The sequence below is a fragment of the Bifidobacterium sp. LH_413 genome, assembly GCF_056357015.1.
In genome coordinates, this window is record NZ_JBKEVK010000003.1 from 224,286 (window position 1) to 241,817 (window position 17,532).

Consider the following 17,532-nt stretch of genomic DNA (forward strand, 5'->3'; position numbering starts at 1 on the left):
TCGTTGCGGATGTTCACTTCTTGGCGTCCAGATCGTCGAGCATCGAATCGATCATCGACGACTGCACGTCCTTGTCCTCGAGCTTGGCGCCGAGGATCTTGCCGGCCAGCGCGGTGGCGAGCGTGCCGACCTCGCCCTTGAGGGAGACGAGAGCCTGCTGCTGCTGCGATTCGAGGGAACGCTGAGCGTTGGCGGTGATCTGCGCCGCATCGGCCTCGGCGCGGGTGCGCGCGTCGGCGACGATGTGGGAGGCTTCCGCACGGGCGTCGTCGCGGATCTTCGCGGCTTCGACGCGGGCTTCGCTCATCTGGGCCTCGTACTTGGCCTTGGCCGCGTTGGCGTCCTTCTGGGCCTGCTCGGCCTTGGCGATGCCACCCTCGATCTTGGCGGCGCGCTCATCGAACACGGCCTGGAACTTCGGCAGGAAGAACTTGTAGAAGAATACGGCGACGATGACGAGGATGATCAGCGACCACACGATGTCATAGGTCTCAGGCAGGAACAGCTCGACGCCGCTCGCGGCTTCAGTCACCATAACGTCTTCCTCCTTTCATGTCCTTGGAGATTCGTTTCGGATGGGCTATCGATCACTGGAAGATGAAGGCGGCGACGAAGCCGAGCAGCGCCAGCACCTCGACGAACGCCAGACCAAGGAACATCAGCGTCTGCAGGCGGCCGCCGAGCTCGGGCTGGCGGGCCGTGCTCTCGATGGTCTTGCCGATCAGGATGCCCAGACCGATGCCGGGGCCGATGGCCGCGAGGCCGTAGCCGACGACGTTCAGGTTGCCCGCAACCGCAGCGAGGGTAACGATATCCATGGTTGTTTCCTTTCTGGTTATTGCCGTGATAGCAACAGTTTGTTGTCCCTGGGTCAGTCGGCCTCGGGGAAGCTCATATTGATGTACGCGGTCGTCAGGATCGCGAAGATGTAGGCCTGCAGGCAGGCGACCAGCGCCTCGAACAGGAACATGAACATGCCGGCGGCGAAGGTGATCACGCCGAACGGGGCCATCGCCTTGTTGGCGATGTCGATCAGGAAGAACTGGGTGGCCGACAGGCACAGGCCGAGGATGAGGTGGCCGGAGACCATGTTGGCGAAGAGTCGGATCGTCAGCGAGAACGGGCGGATGACGAGCAGCTCGAGCAGCTGGATCGGCGACAGCAGGATGTAGATCGGCGCGGGCACGCCCTTCGGGAAGAGCTCGTCACGCAGGAAGTGGCCGAGGCCCTTCTCGCGGATGCCGGCGATCCAGTACTGGCAGAAGCACCACATGGCGAACACCAGCGGCAGCGTGATCGTCGCGGAGGCGGCGATGTTGAAGCCCGGGATGATGCCGCACAGGTTGAACACCAGCAGCGTGCAGAACACGGTGGTGACCATCGGCACGTAGCGCTTGCCACGCACCTCGCCCATCACCTGGTAGACGATCTGGTCGCGCACGAACTCGATCAGCCATTCGACCGCGCCCTGCCAACGGCCCGGGATCAGCTTCACGCGGTGCGCGGTGATGCCCAGCACAATCAGCATGATGATGGTCGCGAGAATGCGGACCAGGATGATTCGGTTGATGGCGAACGGGGTTCCCTGGAACAGCAGTTCCGGAGGGAGAAAATCGTCGATGCTCGGGTACTCCGGTTGCGTGGCACTCGCCAACGTCAGCGAGTTGAGTGCAGCACCAATCATTCGCGCCTCCTGCTTCTTCTAGTCAGGTGTCAGTTTAGACCAACTGGGTCGGCGAATGTGACGTGTCGATGAATTCGTCTTCCGTCTTCCCTCTTCGGAACCACCGGCCTCGGCATGGGGTCGGGCCGGCGTCGAGCTCCGAAATTGACTGATTGCCGATTATTGGCCGGTCTTGGGACAAAACCAAATGGCCGTCGCATCGGCGTGTTGTCGTATTACATCGTTGGAACGACGCGGGTTTCCGGCTTTTTCAAGCGGTTTTCCAGAAGTAATCCGTTGCCATATTGTGACCATTTACCAGCCCAAATAATGGACGTTCACTGTCCGCATCGCAAGCAGGCCGGCTCCGAAGCAACCCGAAATCGGCCTTGGATCAGCCCCGGATCACCCCGTAGCCGTCGTGCGCGAACGGCGCGAAACCGTCCTTGCGGGGTCCGCCCGGCTCGTGCCGGATCGACCGGTCCGTGCCGAGCCGCTTCTCGGCCCGCAGTTCCGGCACCTCCGTCAGGTCGTACGGCGTGGTCTGGTACACCCAGTTGAGCCAGTTGCGCCACAGCAGATTCGCGTGCGCGCGCCACGCGAACAGCGGCTCGATCGACGGGTCGTCGTGCGGGAAGTAGTTCTTCGGGAACGGCACGTTGCTCATGCCCTTCGCCATGTCGCGCTCGTACTCCTCGGCGAGCGTGTACTTGCCGTACTCCCAATGCCCGAGCGCGAACACCTCGGAGAAATCGCGCGTGGCGATGAGCCCCGGCCCCGACTCCGGCCCCCACGTGAGGATCTGCAGATCGGGGTTGGCGCGCACATCGCGCTCGTCCACGCCGGCGAGGCGCGAGTGCGGCTGCAGCGCGATCTCGTCGAAGCCGTTCGTCAGGAAGCAGTATTCGTCCTGCAGATACTGCGGGAACACGCCGAACACCTTCTCGGCGTAGTCGACCTTGCGCACGCCGTAGCGCCGGTAGAGCGCGCCCATCGCGCCCCAGCACAGGTACATCGTGGAGAACACGTGCGTGGACGCCCAGTCGAGAATCGTCTGGAACTCCTCCCAGTAGTCCACCTCCTCGAACGGCATGTGCTCGACCGGGGCGCCGGTGACGACGAAGCCGTCATAGTAGTTGTCGGCGAACGCGTCGAGGTTCTCGTAGAACTTGAGCAGATGGTCGGCGGACACGTGCGTGGCCTCGTGCGTCGAGGTCTTCATGAAGTCGACCTCGACCTGCAGCGGGGATTTCGAGATGAGACGCAGCAACTGGGTCTCGGTCTCGATCTTCTTGGGCATGAGGTTCAGGATCACCAGCTTGAGCGGGCGGACGCGTTGACGCTCCGCCTCGGGCTTCTCAAGCGCGAAGATGCGCTCCGAGTCGAGGATGGCTCTGGCCGGCAGGCCGCTGGGAATCTTGATAGGCATGTCTTCATTATGGCCGTAACGCGGATTTGCCGCACGTCGCCCGCTTCCCCGACGCCATACTTCTTTCTTATCGCGGATTATCAACCCCCGCCCCGCGAACCACGCAAGCGCGACACGCCGACGACGCTCCGATTTGACGTATACCGATTCGCCGGTATCTTAGATAGAGCTGTCGCAAAGACAAGCCGACGCGGGGTGGAGCAGCTCGGTAGCTCGCTGGGCTCATAACCCAGAGGTCCATGGTTCAAATCCATGCCCCGCTACCAACAGAAAACGCTAGGAATCGCAATGATTCCTAGCGTTTTTCGTTTTCCGGGCCGGGCGCTTGCCGGGCACATACCCAGACCCCCTCAGCCGGCTTCGCCGCCAGCTCCCCCTGAAGGGGGCGCAGGGGAAGCGGGCCGCCACGGAGGCGGACCTCTGCTACAGGCTCCGGCGCTTGATCACGGCGAGGATGAACGCGCCGACCGCGAGCGCGGAAATGCCCACGCCGAACACGAGTCCCACGTTCACGCCGGTCTGGGGCAGCGGTTCCTTCGGCTCGTCCGGTTTGCACTCCTCCCCCACCGGTTCGCACGGCTCGTCGGGGTTGTCGGGTTCGCATGGCTCGACCGGTTCCTCGGGCTCGCATGGCTCCTCGGGTTCCTCCGGTTCGCATGGCTCGTCCGGCTCATCCGGTTCGCAGGGTTCCTCCGGCTCCTCCGGTTCGCACGGCTCCTCGGGCTCGCACGGCTCGTCCGGCTCCTCGACGGTCACGCGCGTGTGCTCCCATTTGTCGTCGTAGCGGCTGGCGGCGGGCATCACGCGGTCGTCGCCGGCGAATTTCCAGACGAACACGTACCAGCCGTGGCCGTCCGCCTTGATCTCGACCGGATTGCCGTGCGCGTCGGGCGATCCCGCCCCCACGCGGATCCGCCCGTTGACGGCCGGATAGTCCCAGGTGCCCACGAGTCGGTGGTTGGCGTCCTCGGCGGGCTCCTCGGCGCCCTTCGGCTCGTATGCGTCATCGTTCGCGGGATCGTCCGGGTCGCCGGACCACCAGACGCTCACCTGCGCGAGCGGCTGGTCGGCGCCGATGCCGTAGGCCTCGTCGCCGGCGAACGTGCCGTGGTCGTCGGGGAATCCCTTCACCGTGATCGTGTCGCTCAGGTGCGAGCCGACCTGCGCCGCGTGCTCGGTGACGGTCGATTCGACCTCCAGCTTCGCGCGGTTCGAGTTGCTTTCGGTCGCGTCGAGGAACGGCGTGACCACGTCGGCGAGCACGTATTCCTTGGCTTCGTCGCTCTGTTTCGACGCGTCGATCGCCCACACCCAGGTGCCGAAGCCGCCGCGCGCGGGCGCGTGGTACGGCTTGCCGTCCTTGCCGGTCGCCTTCGCGGTCACCTGCTGTCCGGCGCCGGTGAACGTCGCCTCGCCTTGGGCGGCCGGCTCGTAGCCGCGTCGTTTCACGCGCGCGAGGAAGTCCTCGACGCTTTCGCCTTCCTTCGGTTCCATGCGGTCGACGAGCCGGTCGGCGGGGATGTCGTCGAAGTACCAGCCGTCGGCGACGAGCTTCAATCCGTCCTTCCAGTGATCGTCGTCGCCGGCCACGCCGGAGGTCACCTGGTCGCCGACCTCCTGCCCGGCGTCGACGATCTTCGCCGCGGTGACGGTGGCGAGCGTCGGCGTGAAGTCCTTGCGCACGCGGAAGGCGACGCCCACGTTGGACACGCTTTCCTGCTTGCCGAATCCGATGTAGTCCTGGTCGCTGACGAACTGTTCGATGCGCGGACGGTCGTAGCTCGAGTGGACCTTCACCTCGCCTTTGCCGGTGGCGGTCCACGTGTGCCGTATCGGTTTCAGATCGGTCACGCCGCTCACGACGGTGCCCGCCGCGCCGCCGTCGCCCGCGTCGAACCGCGCCGGGCCTTCGATGCGCAGTTCGTAGCGGATGCCGGCGATGCCCTGGCCGCCGGCGTTGGTCACCTGCACGTCGACCCATCCGTTGCGCACGCCGTCGACCGTTTCGGATTCGACGCGGATGCCCATCGGCACGCGCGCGCCCGCCTCCTGCCACAGTTCGGCGGCCCGCGCGTCGAGTCCGGGATACCGTTGCAGGATCGCCGCGTAGTGCCGTTGCCATTCGCCCGGATCCGCGTCGAAGTGGTCATGCACGAGGATGCCGATGGCGGCATGGGTGCGTGCGTCGCGGTTCTCCCGATAGTGGTCGGCGAGCCATCCGATGCGTCTCGCCGCCTCGCCGTCGTCGCGGATGTGCGACGACGAGTAGCTGGTTCCGGCGGTCTTGCCGGCTTCCATGCAGTAGACGAGGCGTCCGTCGGCGGTTCTGGTGATCGCGCCGATCCGTTGCCCCTTCAGCGTGCCCACGTCGTATTCGAGATACGTGTTCACCGGCGCCCAGCTCATGCCGCCGTCGGCGAGCGCCGCGGGTACGCCGACGGCCATCATCGTCATCATCGCCGATATGGCCGCGATGACCGCGGCGAGACGGGGGCGCTTCCGTGCGCGCGTCTCACCATGCGACCCGAGATTCGATTCGTCGGTCATGCTCGTGTCCTCCCTGTCCTGCGCCCCGATGGGGCGCTGCTTGTTCCCTACGTCCGCCCTCGTGCCGGAGCCGTCGGACGGATGCGTTCATGTTCGCGGAAACGGGCGGCGCGCGCCCTGTTTTCCGGGCCTTGTGGTCGGAGCCCCCGGCGCCGGGCGTGTTGTGGATAAGTTCAAACGTTTGCTTGTCCACATTCCGCCGATTCGGGGCGCTTCCCACGACGGTCGTCCACAAACGTTGTCGCCCGTCCACCGGGTTATCCACCGCGACGGGCCGAAAAGGCTGTATTTCCGGCACACCCGCCCCTACAATGGGTGCCGTGGCACATCCAAGGTCGCGTGGCCGCAACATTGTGCTGCGGTCCGTGCGATACGTGTGAGAAGTAAGGAGGAGGTCGCCATGTCGAAGACGACCAACAGCGATACGAACAACGCCGTGGCCGATACGAAGTCGGAGGATCACGAGGCGGCAACGGCGGAGAAGGGCGCCAAGACCGCGAAGACCACGAGGAAGAGGACCACCACGCGCCGCCGCAAGGCCGCGAAGCCGACCCAGGTCGAGGTCACCGTCGTGGGCGAGACCCCGGCGCAGTCGATTCCCGTCACCGAACCGGGCCAGTTCGGCCGCATCAACATCCTGGACGTCACGCCGAACGAGGAGCGCGGCGTGTACCCGGCGCGCGTCGAGCTGGGCGAGCCGTTCGAGGTCACCGCGCAGGTGTTCATCGAAGGCCGCACGAAGGTGGGCGCCACCGCGGTCGTGCGCAACCACCGCGGCAAGGAGATGCAGCGCATCCCGATGACCTGCGCCAACCCGGGCCTCGACCGTTGGACCGTGACCCTGACCTGCGGCGAACATTCCGACGTGAAGCCGTGGGAGCCGGAGTTCGCCCAGATCAAGCGCCAGCTTGGCGAATGGTCCGTCACCGTCGAGGGCTGGGAGGACACCTACCGTTCCTGGCTGCACGACGCCACCATCAAGGTGAAGGTGAACGACGACGTCAAGAACGCGCTGATCTCCGGCGCGCAGCTGCTCGACCGCTGGGCGCACACCCCGGACGCGAAGCTCAAGGCCGCCCAGCGCAAGGTGCTCGAGGCCGCCGCGAAGACGATGGCCGACGAGACCCTCTCCCCCGAGGATCGTCTCGCCGCCGCCACGACCGCCGAGGTCACCGAGCTTCATGAGACGAACCCGCTGCGCGACGGCCTGTCGGAGAGCGCCCCGCAGCGCTTCCTGGTCCAGCGCCCGAAGTCCAGCTTCGCCGCCTGGTACCAGTTCTTCCCGCGTTCCGAGGGCGCGTATGTGGACGAGGAGACCGGCAAGATCGTGCAGGGCACGCTGAAGACCTCCGTCTCCGGCCTGGAGCGCGCGAAGGCCGAGGGCTTCGACATCGTGTACCTGCCGCCGATCTTCCCGATCGGCCACACGAACCGCAAGGGCAAGGACAACTCCCTCGTCGCCGGCCCGGACGATCCGGGTTCGCCGTTCGGCATCGGCTCCGAGCTCGGCGGCCATGACACCGTGGACCCGCTGCTCGGCACGATGGACGATTTCAAGGCCCTGTGCGCGAAGGCGCATGAGCTGGGGCTGGAGATCGCGCTCGACTTCGCCCTGCAGTGCTCGCCCGACCACCCGTGGGTGAAGGAGCATCCGAACTGGTTCCGCACCAAGCCGGACGGCACGATCGCGTTCGCCGAGAACCCGCCGAAGAAGTACCAGGACATCTACCCGATCGACTTCAACGCGGACATGCCGGGCATCGAGCGCGAAGTCGAACGCATCATGGACCTGTGGGTCGAGGCGGGCGTGACGATCTTCCGCGTCGACAACCCGCACACGAAGCCGGTGCGCTTCTGGCAGGACGTCATCGCCGCGGTCACGAAGAAGCACCCGGAGGTGCTGTTCCTCGCCGAGGCGTTCACCCGCCCGGGCATGATGCGCGCGCTGAGCTACGTGGGCTTCACCCAGTCGCACTGCTACTTCCCGTGGCGCAACACGAAGGAGCAGCTGGAGGAGTACCTCGGCACCACGAACGGCGACGACGGCTACTACCAGCACAACACGTTCTGGCCGACCACGCCGGACATCCTCACCGCCTACGTGCGCGACAACGGCATCGCCGGCCACGCGGTGCGCGCGGTGCTCGCCGCGATGGGCTCGCCGAGCTGGGGCATCTACAACGGCTTCGAGCTGATCGAGAACCAGCAGCGCGACGGCTTCGAGGAGCAGCGCAACAACGAGAAGTACGAGATCAAGGTGCGCGACTGGTCCGAGGCGGACAAGTTCGGCATCGCCGAGCTGCTCACCTCGCTCAACCGCATCCGCCGCGAGCATGTGGAGGCGTTCAGCTACCACAACCTGCACGTGCTGGAGACCAGCGACCCGAACATCGTCGCGTTCGCGCGCCACACGCCGGCGAACCTGACGAAGTCCGGCAAGCCGGAGACGCTGATCGTGGTCGTCAACCTCGACTGCCACAACGCGCATCAGGCGATGGTCCACTTCGAGATGCCGGAGTTCGGCGTCGATCCGAAGTGGGGCGCGCATCTGCGCGACGAGCTGACCGGCCGCGACTTCGCCTGGGGCTGGGACAACTTCGTCTCGCTCGCCCCGTGGGCGGATGTGGCGCACGTGTTCAGCGTCGTGCACGAATACGGCGAATGATTCCGTACGCCGCGTGTTTCGCGGTAAGGTGATTAGCGAACAACAACCAATCAAGGAGAAACCGAAATGGCTGAAACCTTCAACGTCGTGGTCGAGATCCCGCGCGGTTCGAAGAACAAGTACGAAGTCGACCAGGAGACGGGCCGCGTCTTCCTGGACCGCGAGCTGTTCACCGCCATGGGCTACCCGGACGACTACGGCTACATCGAGGGCACGCTGGGCGAGGACGGCGATCCGCTGGACGCGCTCGTCATGGTCCGCAACTCCGTGTTCCCGGGCTGCGTCATCGAGTGCCGCGCCGTGGGCCTGTACCACATGGAGGACGAAGAGGGCGGCGACGACAAGGTGCTGTGCGTGCCGGCCGACGTCCGCTACGACGACATCCAGGACGTCAAGGACGTCAACGAGTACCACCTGAAGGAGATCAAGCACTTCTTCGAGCAGTACAAGGCCCTCGAGCCCAACAAGGAAGTCCTCCCGGGCGACTACTGGACCGGTGCGGACGTCGCCGAGAAGGAGATCAAGGAAGCGCGCGAGCGCCTTGCTGAGGCGTCTAAGTGACAGTCCAGTGGACTGTCACTAGCCGAAGTGAGCGGCTTGCCGCGAAGCACGCGTGAAACGCGTGGCGCGAAGTGATTTCGCGTGATTAGGCTCCCCTTGCAGGGGAGCTGGCCCGCGAAGCGGGACTGAGGGGTAGTCGGATCCAAGCATCCGCTACCCCTCAGTCGTCTCCGACGACAGCTCCCCTGCAAGGGGCGCCGGTTTCACTGGAGCTACATGCCCCATCGAACAACGACGGCTCCCCTGCAAGGGGCGCCGAAAGACCGGCATCGGTATATAATCGAATACCGTAATTTCACCTAGGCGTAGGCGGCGTGTGGGAACGCTGGTCGAGGCCCATCCCGTGGTGACGGCCGATCGGGCCGCCGGGGGATGAACCATTCACGCACACACCATGATTTCGATGATTATCCAATCGTTGCTGATTTCCGTTTCCGTTTCGATGGACGCGTTCGCCGTGTCCATCGGCAAGGGCCTGACCGTGAAGAAGGCACGGTTCATCGACGCCCTGAAATGCGGCCTGTGGTTCGGCGGGTTCCAGGCGCTGTTCCCGCTGCTCGGCATCTTCGCCGCCTCCGCGTTCGCCTCCTACGTGACGAGCGTGGACCACTGGATCATCTTCTTCCTGCTGGCCGTGATCGGCGGCAACATGATCCGCGAATCGTTCGAGGAGGACGAGGAGAACGCGAAGGAGACGCCCGAATTCGACTGGAAGCACATGCTGCCGCTCGCCGTGGCGTGCAGCATCGACGCGTTCGCGTGGGCGTGAGCCTGGGTCTCATGAAGGTCAACATCGCGTTCACGGTCGCCGCGATGGGCGTGGTAACCGGCCTGTTCTCGATCGCCGGCATCTACATCGGCCGCGCGTTCGGCGCCCGCTGGCAGAAGCCCGCACAGATTGCCGGCGGCGTGGTGCTGATCCTCATCGGCGTCAAGGTGCTCCTCGAACACCTGGGCATCATCGCGTTCTGAGCTCGGACTTCGCTGCCTCCCTCTGACGAGGGAGGTGTCATCGCGAAGCGATGACGGAGGGAGAGAAGAAGAGCGGCCGTAGGCCGCGGTCTCTCCCCCACCCGGCTTCGCCGGGAGCCCCCTCGTCAGAGGGGGCCAAAGACAGAAGGCTCGCTCACCCTCATCGGGGTGAGCGAGCCTTCTCCGTATCCGTACGATGAACCGGACTCAGCCGACGATCTGCAGGAGCAGGGCGGCGGCGAAGACGACGAGACCGTAGAACATGACGGGCAGCAGTGCGACGCCGATCCAGGGGGCACGCTGCGCCGGATCCGGATCGAGCTCCCTAAGCCACCATACGGAGGCGTAGGCGAGCACGAGCGCGAACAGCACCATCACCACGACCACGCCGGCGAACAGGCCGTCGGACACCCTGAACCCGCCGGAGACCACGTACGGGATGAAGTACCAGCCGGCGAGCGAGATCGACGCGGCGCCGCCGGTCACGCAATGCGACAGGGCGCGGATGAGATGCGAACGCTCCTCGCGCAGCATCTGCCGTCCGAACGAGACGATGGTGAGCACGACGAGCAGGCCGGCCACGGCGGCCGCCCAGCGAATCTCGTCGGAGTTCGCGTCGAACAGGGCGCCACGCGCGTCATCCTTCACCATGAACAGTCCGCCCGCGGCGGGGAACGCGACGAACACCAGCGACAGCGCGCCGGCGATGATTCCAATCACCCGGTCCACGATCGTCGCGCGGAACGGCCAGAACACGTGGAACAGCACAAGCGCCACGGCCAACAGCACGATCACGGCCATCTGCGCGACGATGCCGGCTCCCGCGCCGGCCAGCCCCCACACGGCGCCGACCACGATGAGCAACGCGTACGCGAGCGCCTGCACGCCGAGCATCGCCCCGCGCTTGGCGTTCCACTGGCTTACGGCTTCACCGGTCATACCAATCCACTCCCGAATCCACAATGCGGCCTCTTAACTGCACCAATCCTACCCGCCGCGGCGGATGCCGGGCCGCCACCCGCCGGACATCCGCGCAAGCTCCCGCCGCACGCCGCCGAACCCACGGCACCGCACGCCGGCCATATCCGCGACCGCATCGCAGACGCCATCGCATAGTGGACATGACCACATGGTGGATGCATCCCCGCCCCGATTTCCCCCGTTTTCGCATCGGTTTTCCCATCCCGGTCCGCGTCGGAGCAGCCGCCGACTCCCGGAAACGCAACGTTTTCCGCACGCATATTGCCGCTTGTTGTCACAGAAGTTAACATCATGTGTCCCATCTGTGCGCGTACAATGAGGCGCAGAATTCGTAAGGGTCTCCATCACGAATCTCCGATTCGGCGCGCCACACCCGTCTCGGTCATTCCCGCAATGGTCGCCTTCCATCTGACAAGGCCCGGCCCGCGCCGGAGCCCGATACAAGAGAGGGGCAAGACGTGACTGATCTGACGTTGATGACGTTCGCAAGCAACCCCGCCTCCGTGCTGCCGTCGCTCGCCCTGCTCTCCCACCGCGTACGCGTCCTGCCGATGGACGCGGCCAGTCTGGTGAAGATGCCGGAGAACACGATCCTGTTCCTCGACGCGCGCGACGATCTGGCCACCGCGAAGACCCTGTGCAATCTCATCCACGCGTCCGGCCTGTCCACGCCGATCGTGCTGATCCTCACCGAGGGCGGCTTCACCGTCGTCAACTCGCAGTGGGGCATCGCCGACGTGGTCGTCGCGACCGCCTCCCCCGCCGAGGTCGAAGGCCGTCTGCGCCTCGTCTCCGAACGCGGCAACGCACCTGCCGCGAGCGCGAGCACGGCCGCGGGTGACAAGGGCGTGACCACGGAGGACGGCCAGATCCGTTCCGGCGACCTCATCGTGGACACGAACGGCTACACCGCCTCCCTGCACGGCCGCCCGATCGATCTGGCGTACAAGGAGTTCGAACTGCTCAAGTATCTCGTGCAGCATCCCGGCCGCGTGTTCACGCGCGCGCAGCTGCTGCAGGAGGTGTGGGGCTACGACTACTACGGCGGCACGCGAACCGTCGACGTGCACATCCGTCGTCTGCGCGCCAAGCTCGGCGGCGAATACGAGCATCTCATCGGCACCGTGCGCAACGTCGGCTATCGTTTCGACCCGCCGGACGAGGAGTCCGAGGAGTCGGCCGCCAAATCCACCGCACGCAACGCGCCGAAGGGCGAGTGACGGCGCGGGCCGTCATCGATCATCCGAGCGCGATCATCCCAATCACCCAAAGCATCCGATATGCCACGTGAATCGAAGCGGGCCCGCATCGCCCGCATGCACGGCGAATACGCGATCCTCACCGGACTGTTCCCCGAACCGAAGTGCGCGCTCGACTTCTCGACGCCGCTGCAACTGCTCATCGCGACGGTCCTGAGCGCGCAGACCACCGACAAACGTGTCAACACGGTCACGCCGGAACTCTTCGCCCGCTACCCGGACGCCGCGGCGCTGGCCGTCGCGAATCCCGAGGACGTGGAGGACATCATCCATCCACTCGGCTTCTACCGGTCCAAGACGAAGCATCTGCTGGGACTCGCCGCCGCGCTCGACGAGCGTTTCGGCGGCGAGGTGCCACGCACGATGGCGGAACTCACGAGCCTGCCGGGCGTGGGCCGCAAAACGGCGAACGTCGTGCTCGGCAACGCGTTCGGCGTGCCCGGCTTCCCCGTCGACACGCACGTGATGCGCGTGACCGGACGCCTGCGCTGGCGCAGCGACTGGCGCGACCGTCACCCCGATCCGGTGGCCGTCGAGAAGGAGATCACCGCATGCTTCCCGCCCGAGGAGTGGACGGATCTGAGCCACCGGCTCATCCTGTTCGGTCGTGCGGTCTGCCATGCGCGCACGCCCGATTGCGCCGACTGTCCGCTCGCCGCCACCTGTCCGTCCGCGCCGTCCGTCGCGTAGCCTCCCGCTCTTTCCACTCCCGCCGGCGGGCTTCCGCGTAGACTGAGCCACATGGCGAATCACGGCAACGGCACACACAATCCACGCAACGGCAACGCCCTCGACGAACTCAGACGCTGGGGCGTCTTCCTCGGCGTCGCGCTGGCGCTCTCCGCGCTCGTCTGGCTCGGCTGGACGGTCGTGCGGAACCGCGACGTCGCCGCCGTGTTCGAAGGCGGCGACGCGGCGGACGGTGCCGTGACGATCGGACTGACCGGCGTGCCCGACTCGCTCGACATCCGCACCGCGTCCGGCGCGCAGTCCGACCGATTGAGCCGCGTGCTCCTCGGCAACGTGTACGAGACGCTGCTCGACGTGGACGACAAGAACCAGATCACCGGCGGTCTCGCATCGAAGTGGGAGACGTCGGCGGACGGCAAGACGCTCACGCTCACGATGCGCTCCGGCCTCACGTTCGCGAACGGCCACACGCTCGACTCGGCCGACGCCGTGTGGTCGATCCAGCAGGCCGTGGAAGGCAAATGGCCGGACGCGGAGGCGAAGTTCAAGCGCCTCGCCTCCGTCACGAACCCGAATCCGACGACGGTGGTCATCACGCTCAGCGAGCCGGATCCGACGCTCACGCGCACGCTCACCGGCCGCCTCGGCATCGTCTACGATTCGGAGGCGAAGATCGACTACGCGAAGCGGACCGCCGGTTCCGGCCCGTTCACCGTCGACTCGTTCAAGGACGGCGTGATGACGCTCAAGGCGCGTTCCGGCGGCGGCGCGAAAATCGGCACCGTCACGCTCAAGTATTTCGCCGATGACGACACGTTGATGAAGCAGGCCGATTTCGGCGGTTTCGACATGATCCTGCCGGATACCGCGAGTTCCGCGGACAAGCTCGCGGGCGACTCCTCGTTCGCCACCGTGTACGGCGCCAGCACGCGCAAGGTGACGCTGCTCTACAACAACGACGCCGATTCGATTCTCTCCGACGTGCAGGCGCGGCAGGCGATGCGCCTCATGCTCGACAAAACGGCCTTGGCGAACGGCCGCAAACAGGACGTGGAGCAGGTGCTCGGCGGCCCGATCGGCCAGCTCGAACCCGGCTATGAGAACCTCACCTTCATACTGCCGTACGACAGCGCGAAGGGACGGTCGATGATGAGCTACTTCTCCTCCGGGTACATCGGCACGCTGAAGCTCGTCACCACGGCCACGTACACGTCGCTGGCGCAGGCGATCGCCGCGCAGTACCAGACGGTGGGCATCCCCGTCGACGTGGAGACGGTCGACGCCACGCAGCTCGACCAGCGCGCGCAGTCACGCGACTTCCAGCTCATGCTCACCGAACTCGACGGCGAGGACGGATCGGCGATCTTCGCGACGCCCGACTCGACGCCGCACTACACGAACGCGGACGCGCAGTCGCAGTACGCGGCGGCGGCGGGCGCCGCGAACGAAACAGACTATGCGAACGGACTGAAGACGTACGCGCGCACGGTGAGCGAGGACGCGGCCAGCGACTGGCTGTACGCGAAGCGCAACGCGGTCGTCGTGAAGAAGACGCTGAACGGCTACCCCACCCAGCTCACCGACACCCGACTGCCGTTGAAGGACCTCGCAAAACAGTAGGCGTTGTCACCTAAGCCGCATAAACTCGCGTGTATGACTGAAGCCAAATCCATCACGGCCAACCTCACCCCGCTCCCCGACCGCGTGGGCGTGGACGGCCTCGAAGACAAGTGGCGTGCCGTCTGGGACGAACAGGGCACCTACAAGTTCAACGACACCCGCGACCGCAAGGCCGTGTACTCCATCGACACCCCGCCGCCCACCGTGTCCGGCCACCTGCACGTGGGCCACGTGTTCTCCTACACGCACACGGACGTGATCGCCCGCTTCAAGCGCATGCAGGGCTTCGACGTGTTCTACCCGATGGGCTGGGACGACAACGGCCTGCCGACCGAGCGTCGCGTGCAGAACTACTACGGCGTGCGCGTCGACACCTCCCTCAAGTACGATCCGGACTTCAAGCCGCCGTTCGAAGGCACCGACGGCAAGAAGATCGACGCCAAGGACCAGGTGCCGTGCTCCCGCCAGAACTTCATCGAACTGTGCGAGAAGCTCACCGCCGAGGACGAGAAGCTGTTCGAGGCGCTGTGGCGCAAGCTGGGCCTGTCGATCGACTGGTCGCAGACCTACCACACGATCGGCGAGCATCCGCGTCGCGTCGCCCAGAAGGCGTTCCTGCGCAATCTCGCCCGCGGCGAGGCCTACCAGAAGGACGCCCCCGGCCTGTGGGACGTGACCTTCCAGACCGCCGTGGCCCAGGCCGAGCTCGAATCCCGCGAATACCCGGGCTTCTACCACAAGGTGGCGTTCCGTTTCGAGGACGGCACCCCGATCTACATCGAGACGACCCGCCCCGAGCTGCTGGCCGCCTGCGGCGCGCTGATCGCGCACCCGGACGACGAGCGCTACAAGCAGTACTTCGGCCAGTACGTCTACTCCCCGCTGTTCAAGGTGAAGGTGCCGATCCTCGCGCACCCGGCCGCCGAGATGGACAAGGGCGCCGGCATCGCCATGTGCTGCACCTTCGGCGACGTGACCGACGTCGAATGGTGGCGTGACCTCGATCTGCCGACCCGCCCGATCATCCAGCGCAACGGCCGCATCATCATGAACGTGCCGGACTGGATCACCGACGAGGGCGGCAAGGCCATCTTCGCGGAGACCGAAGGCAAGACCACGTTCTCCGCCCGCAAGATCATCGTCGACCACCTGCGCGAATCCGGCGACCTGGACGGCGAGCCGACGCCGACGAAGCGTATGACGAACTTCTACGAGAAGGGCGACAAGCCGCTCGAGATCGTCACCTCCCGCCAGTGGTACCTGAAGAACGGCGGCACCGACCAGAAGCTGAACGCCGAGCTCATCGAGCGCGGCCGCGAGCTCGAATTCCATCCGGACTTCATGCGCGTGCGCTACGAGAACTGGGTGCACGGCCTGAACGGCGATTGGCTGATCTCTCGCCAGCGCTTCTTCGGCGTGCCGTTCCCGCTGTGGTACCCGGTCAAGGAGGACGGTTCGGCCGACTACGACCATCCGATCACCCCGTCCGAGGACATCCTGCCGATCGATCCGACCACCGACGTGCCGGCCGGCTACACCGAGGACCAGCGTGACGTGCCCGGCGGCTTCACCGCCGAGAAGGACATCATGGACACGTGGGCGACCTCCTCGCTCACCCCGCAGATCGTGACCCGCTGGGAGGAGCCCGGCGAGGAGAACCAGGCCCTGTTCAAGGCCACGTTCCCGATGGATCTGCGCCCGCAGGGCCAGGACATCATCCGCACCTGGCTGTTCAGCTCCGTGGACCGCGCGCACCTCGAGAACAAGTGCCTGCCGTGGAAGCACACGACGCTCTCCGGCTGGATCCTCGATCCGGACCACAAGAAGATGTCGAAGTCCAAGGGCAACGTCGTCGTGCCGAACAAGCCGATCGAGCAGTTCGGCGCCGACGCGGTGCGCTACTGGGCCGCCGCCGCGCGCCTCGGCCTGGACGCCACCTACGACGAGGGCCAGATGAAGATCGGCCGCCGTCTGGCGATCAAGCTGCTCAACGCGACGAAGTTCGCGCTGGCCATCGGCCGCGAGGACGAGAACCACCACGTGTCGGAGGGCGCCGAGGCGGTCTGGGACCCGGCCGACGTGACCGAGCCGCTCGACCGCGCCGCCATGGCCCGCATGGCGCTCGTGGTGCGCGAGGCGACCGCCGCGCTCGACAACTACGAGCACTCCAAGGCGCTCGAGGCCATCGAGAACTACTTCTGGCAGTTCTGCGACGACTACATCGAGCTGGTGAAGAACCGCGCCTACGGCACCGCCGATGCGACCGGCCACGTGCCTTCCGAGGCGGCTGTGCGTTCCGCGCGTACCGCGCTGGGCCTCGGTCTCGACGCGTTCACCCGCCTGCTCGCGCCGTTCCTGCCGTACGCCACCGAAGAGGTGTGGAGCTGGATGCACGCCGGTTCCGGTTCGGTGCACCGCGCCGCATGGCCGACTCCGGACGTGTACGAGGCGGCCGCGTTCAAGGTGGCCCCGGAGCTGCTGAACCACGCCGGCGAGGCGCTGGCCGCGCTGCGTGGCATCAAGTCCAAGGCGAAGGTCTCGATGAAGACGCCGATCCTGTCCGTCACGCTGGGCGTGGCCGACGACGTGCGCGAATCGCTGGCCGGTGCGCTGGACGACATCGCCGAGGCCGGCCGCGTGGTGGGCAAGATCCAGTTCGCTGGTCTCGCCGCCGCGGCCAAGGCCGTCAAGGAGACCGTCGACGCCGCCCGTGCGGCAGCGAAGGACGCCGCCAAGGAGGCCAAGGCCGAGACCGAGGCCGCCGCCGAGATCATCGTCGAGCAGTCCGAACTCGGCGAGCCCCCGGCCAAGAAGCCGCGCAAGTAGCAGCGGAAGCGGGTGCGGTGGTCTCCCGCCGCTGACGTTTCCCTGCCCTTGCCTCCCTCTGACGAGGGAGGTGGCGCACAGCGCCGGAGGGAGAGACCGCGCCACAGGCGCCACAGGCCCACACTCCGCGCATCCGATTCCCGCTCCCCCTTTCAGGGGGAGCTGTCCGGCCAAAGGCCGGACTGAGGGGGCAAGAAGGCCCAACCCTTCCACCCACCTCACCTCAAGGGGCTCCGACCACTATGCCCGGTCGGAGCCCCTCTCTTATTCCGGGCGATAACGCACCGCCTGAGTTATCCACATCCCTGCAAGAGGTACC

General features: G+C 66.0%; 12 protein-coding genes, 1 tRNA gene and 1 pseudogene. 8 read left to right on the forward strand and 6 right to left on the reverse strand.

Annotated elements, in window-relative coordinates:
* Positions 1–13: 13 nt before the first annotated feature.
* From AC1AYN_RS07050 to AC1AYN_RS07065, 4 genes are all read right to left on the reverse strand, one after another.
* On the reverse strand, positions 14–532 hold the full coding sequence (locus AC1AYN_RS07050) for a F0F1 ATP synthase subunit B (RefSeq protein ID WP_476502714.1): 519 nt from the start codon (positions 530–532) through the stop codon (positions 14–16).
* A 55-nt stretch (positions 533–587) separates the two neighbouring features.
* On the reverse strand, positions 588–818 hold the full coding sequence (gene atpE, locus AC1AYN_RS07055) for an ATP synthase F0 subunit C (RefSeq protein WP_034528870.1): 231 nt from the start codon (positions 816–818) through the stop codon (positions 588–590).
* 53 nt (positions 819–871) lie between these two features.
* On the reverse strand, positions 872–1,684 hold the full coding sequence (gene atpB / locus AC1AYN_RS07060) for a F0F1 ATP synthase subunit A (RefSeq protein ID WP_476502688.1): 813 nt from the start codon (positions 1,682–1,684) through the stop codon (positions 872–874).
* Between the two features lie 373 nt (positions 1,685–2,057).
* Positions 2,058–3,092, reverse strand: coding sequence for a homoserine O-succinyltransferase (locus AC1AYN_RS07065; RefSeq protein ID WP_476502689.1), 1,035 nt, complete (start codon positions 3,090–3,092; stop codon positions 2,058–2,060).
* Positions 3,093–3,281: 189 nt separating this feature from the next.
* Between AC1AYN_RS07065 and AC1AYN_RS07070 the strand changes: the two genes are divergently transcribed.
* A tRNA-Met gene (locus AC1AYN_RS07070) sits at positions 3,282–3,358 on the forward strand.
* A gap of 157 nt (positions 3,359–3,515) precedes the next feature.
* On the opposite strand, the gene AC1AYN_RS07075 is transcribed toward AC1AYN_RS07070, so the two are convergent.
* Positions 3,516–5,639, reverse strand: a complete 2,124-nt coding sequence (locus tag AC1AYN_RS07075) for a hypothetical protein (RefSeq protein WP_476532722.1) — start codon at positions 5,637–5,639, stop codon at positions 3,516–3,518.
* A gap of 400 nt (positions 5,640–6,039) precedes the next feature.
* On the opposite strand from AC1AYN_RS07075, the gene AC1AYN_RS07080 reads away from it, so the two are divergent.
* The 3 genes and pseudogenes from AC1AYN_RS07080 (at position 6,040) to AC1AYN_RS07090 (ending at position 9,837) form a co-directional block, all read left to right on the forward strand.
* Complete coding sequence (locus tag AC1AYN_RS07080; RefSeq protein WP_476532723.1) at positions 6,040–8,304, forward strand: alpha-1,4-glucan--maltose-1-phosphate maltosyltransferase; 2,265 nt, start codon at positions 6,040–6,042, stop codon at positions 8,302–8,304.
* 66 nt (positions 8,305–8,370) lie between these two features.
* Positions 8,371–8,865: an inorganic diphosphatase gene (locus tag AC1AYN_RS07085; protein WP_476502692.1), complete on the forward strand. Its 495-nt coding sequence runs from the start codon at positions 8,371–8,373 to the stop codon at positions 8,863–8,865.
* A 394-nt stretch (positions 8,866–9,259) separates the two neighbouring features.
* Positions 9,260–9,837: pseudogene (locus AC1AYN_RS07090) on the forward strand (manganese efflux pump MntP).
* Between the two features lie 207 nt (positions 9,838–10,044).
* Here the strand turns inward: AC1AYN_RS07090 and AC1AYN_RS07095 are convergent.
* Positions 10,045–10,776, reverse strand: coding sequence for a hypothetical protein (locus tag AC1AYN_RS07095; protein ID WP_476532724.1), 732 nt, complete (start codon positions 10,774–10,776; stop codon positions 10,045–10,047).
* Positions 10,777–11,294: 518 nt separating this feature from the next.
* Here AC1AYN_RS07095 and AC1AYN_RS07100 point away from each other — a divergent pair.
* From AC1AYN_RS07100 to valS, 4 genes are read left to right on the forward strand one after another with little or no spacing between them, the layout of a single operon-like run.
* Entirely contained in the window at positions 11,295–12,038 is a 744-nt protein-coding gene (locus tag AC1AYN_RS07100) for a winged helix-turn-helix transcriptional regulator (protein ID WP_476532742.1), read from the forward strand.
* 60 nt (positions 12,039–12,098) lie between these two features.
* Complete coding sequence (gene nth / locus AC1AYN_RS07105) at positions 12,099–12,767, forward strand: endonuclease III (protein WP_476532725.1); 669 nt, start codon at positions 12,099–12,101, stop codon at positions 12,765–12,767.
* Between the two features lie 51 nt (positions 12,768–12,818).
* The gene (locus AC1AYN_RS07110; protein ID WP_476532726.1) at positions 12,819–14,387 is read left to right on the forward strand and encodes an ABC transporter substrate-binding protein; all 1,569 of its coding nucleotides are present in this window, start codon (positions 12,819–12,821) and stop codon (positions 14,385–14,387) included.
* Between the two features lie 33 nt (positions 14,388–14,420).
* On the forward strand, positions 14,421–17,213 hold the full coding sequence (valS, locus tag AC1AYN_RS07115; protein WP_476532727.1) for a valine--tRNA ligase: 2,793 nt from the start codon (positions 14,421–14,423) through the stop codon (positions 17,211–17,213).
* Positions 17,214–17,532: the final 319 nt, after the last annotated feature.

Coding starts and splice junctions, on each gene's coding strand:
- AC1AYN_RS07110 (WP_476532726.1), top strand. CDS start 12,819: ATGGCGAATCACGGCAACGGCACACACAATCCACGCAACGGCAACGCC.
- AC1AYN_RS07080 (WP_476532723.1), top strand. CDS start 6,040: ATGTCGAAGACGACCAACAGCGATACGAACAACGCCGTGGCCGATACG.
- AC1AYN_RS07100 (WP_476532742.1), top strand. CDS start 11,295: ATGACGTTCGCAAGCAACCCCGCCTCCGTGCTGCCGTCGCTCGCCCTG.
- AC1AYN_RS07085 (WP_476502692.1), top strand. CDS start 8,371: ATGGCTGAAACCTTCAACGTCGTGGTCGAGATCCCGCGCGGTTCGAAG.
- AC1AYN_RS07065 (WP_476502689.1), bottom strand. CDS start 3,092: ATGCCTATCAAGATTCCCAGCGGCCTGCCGGCCAGAGCCATCCTCGAC.
- atpE (WP_034528870.1), bottom strand. CDS start 818: ATGGATATCGTTACCCTCGCTGCGGTTGCGGGCAACCTGAACGTCGTC.
- atpB (WP_476502688.1), bottom strand. CDS start 1,684: ATGATTGGTGCTGCACTCAACTCGCTGACGTTGGCGAGTGCCACGCAA.
- valS (WP_476532727.1), top strand. CDS start 14,421: ATGACTGAAGCCAAATCCATCACGGCCAACCTCACCCCGCTCCCCGAC.
- AC1AYN_RS07095 (WP_476532724.1), bottom strand. CDS start 10,776: ATGACCGGTGAAGCCGTAAGCCAGTGGAACGCCAAGCGCGGGGCGATG.
- AC1AYN_RS07075 (WP_476532722.1), bottom strand. CDS start 5,639: ATGACCGACGAATCGAATCTCGGGTCGCATGGTGAGACGCGCGCACGG.
- nth (WP_476532725.1), top strand. CDS start 12,099: ATGCCACGTGAATCGAAGCGGGCCCGCATCGCCCGCATGCACGGCGAA.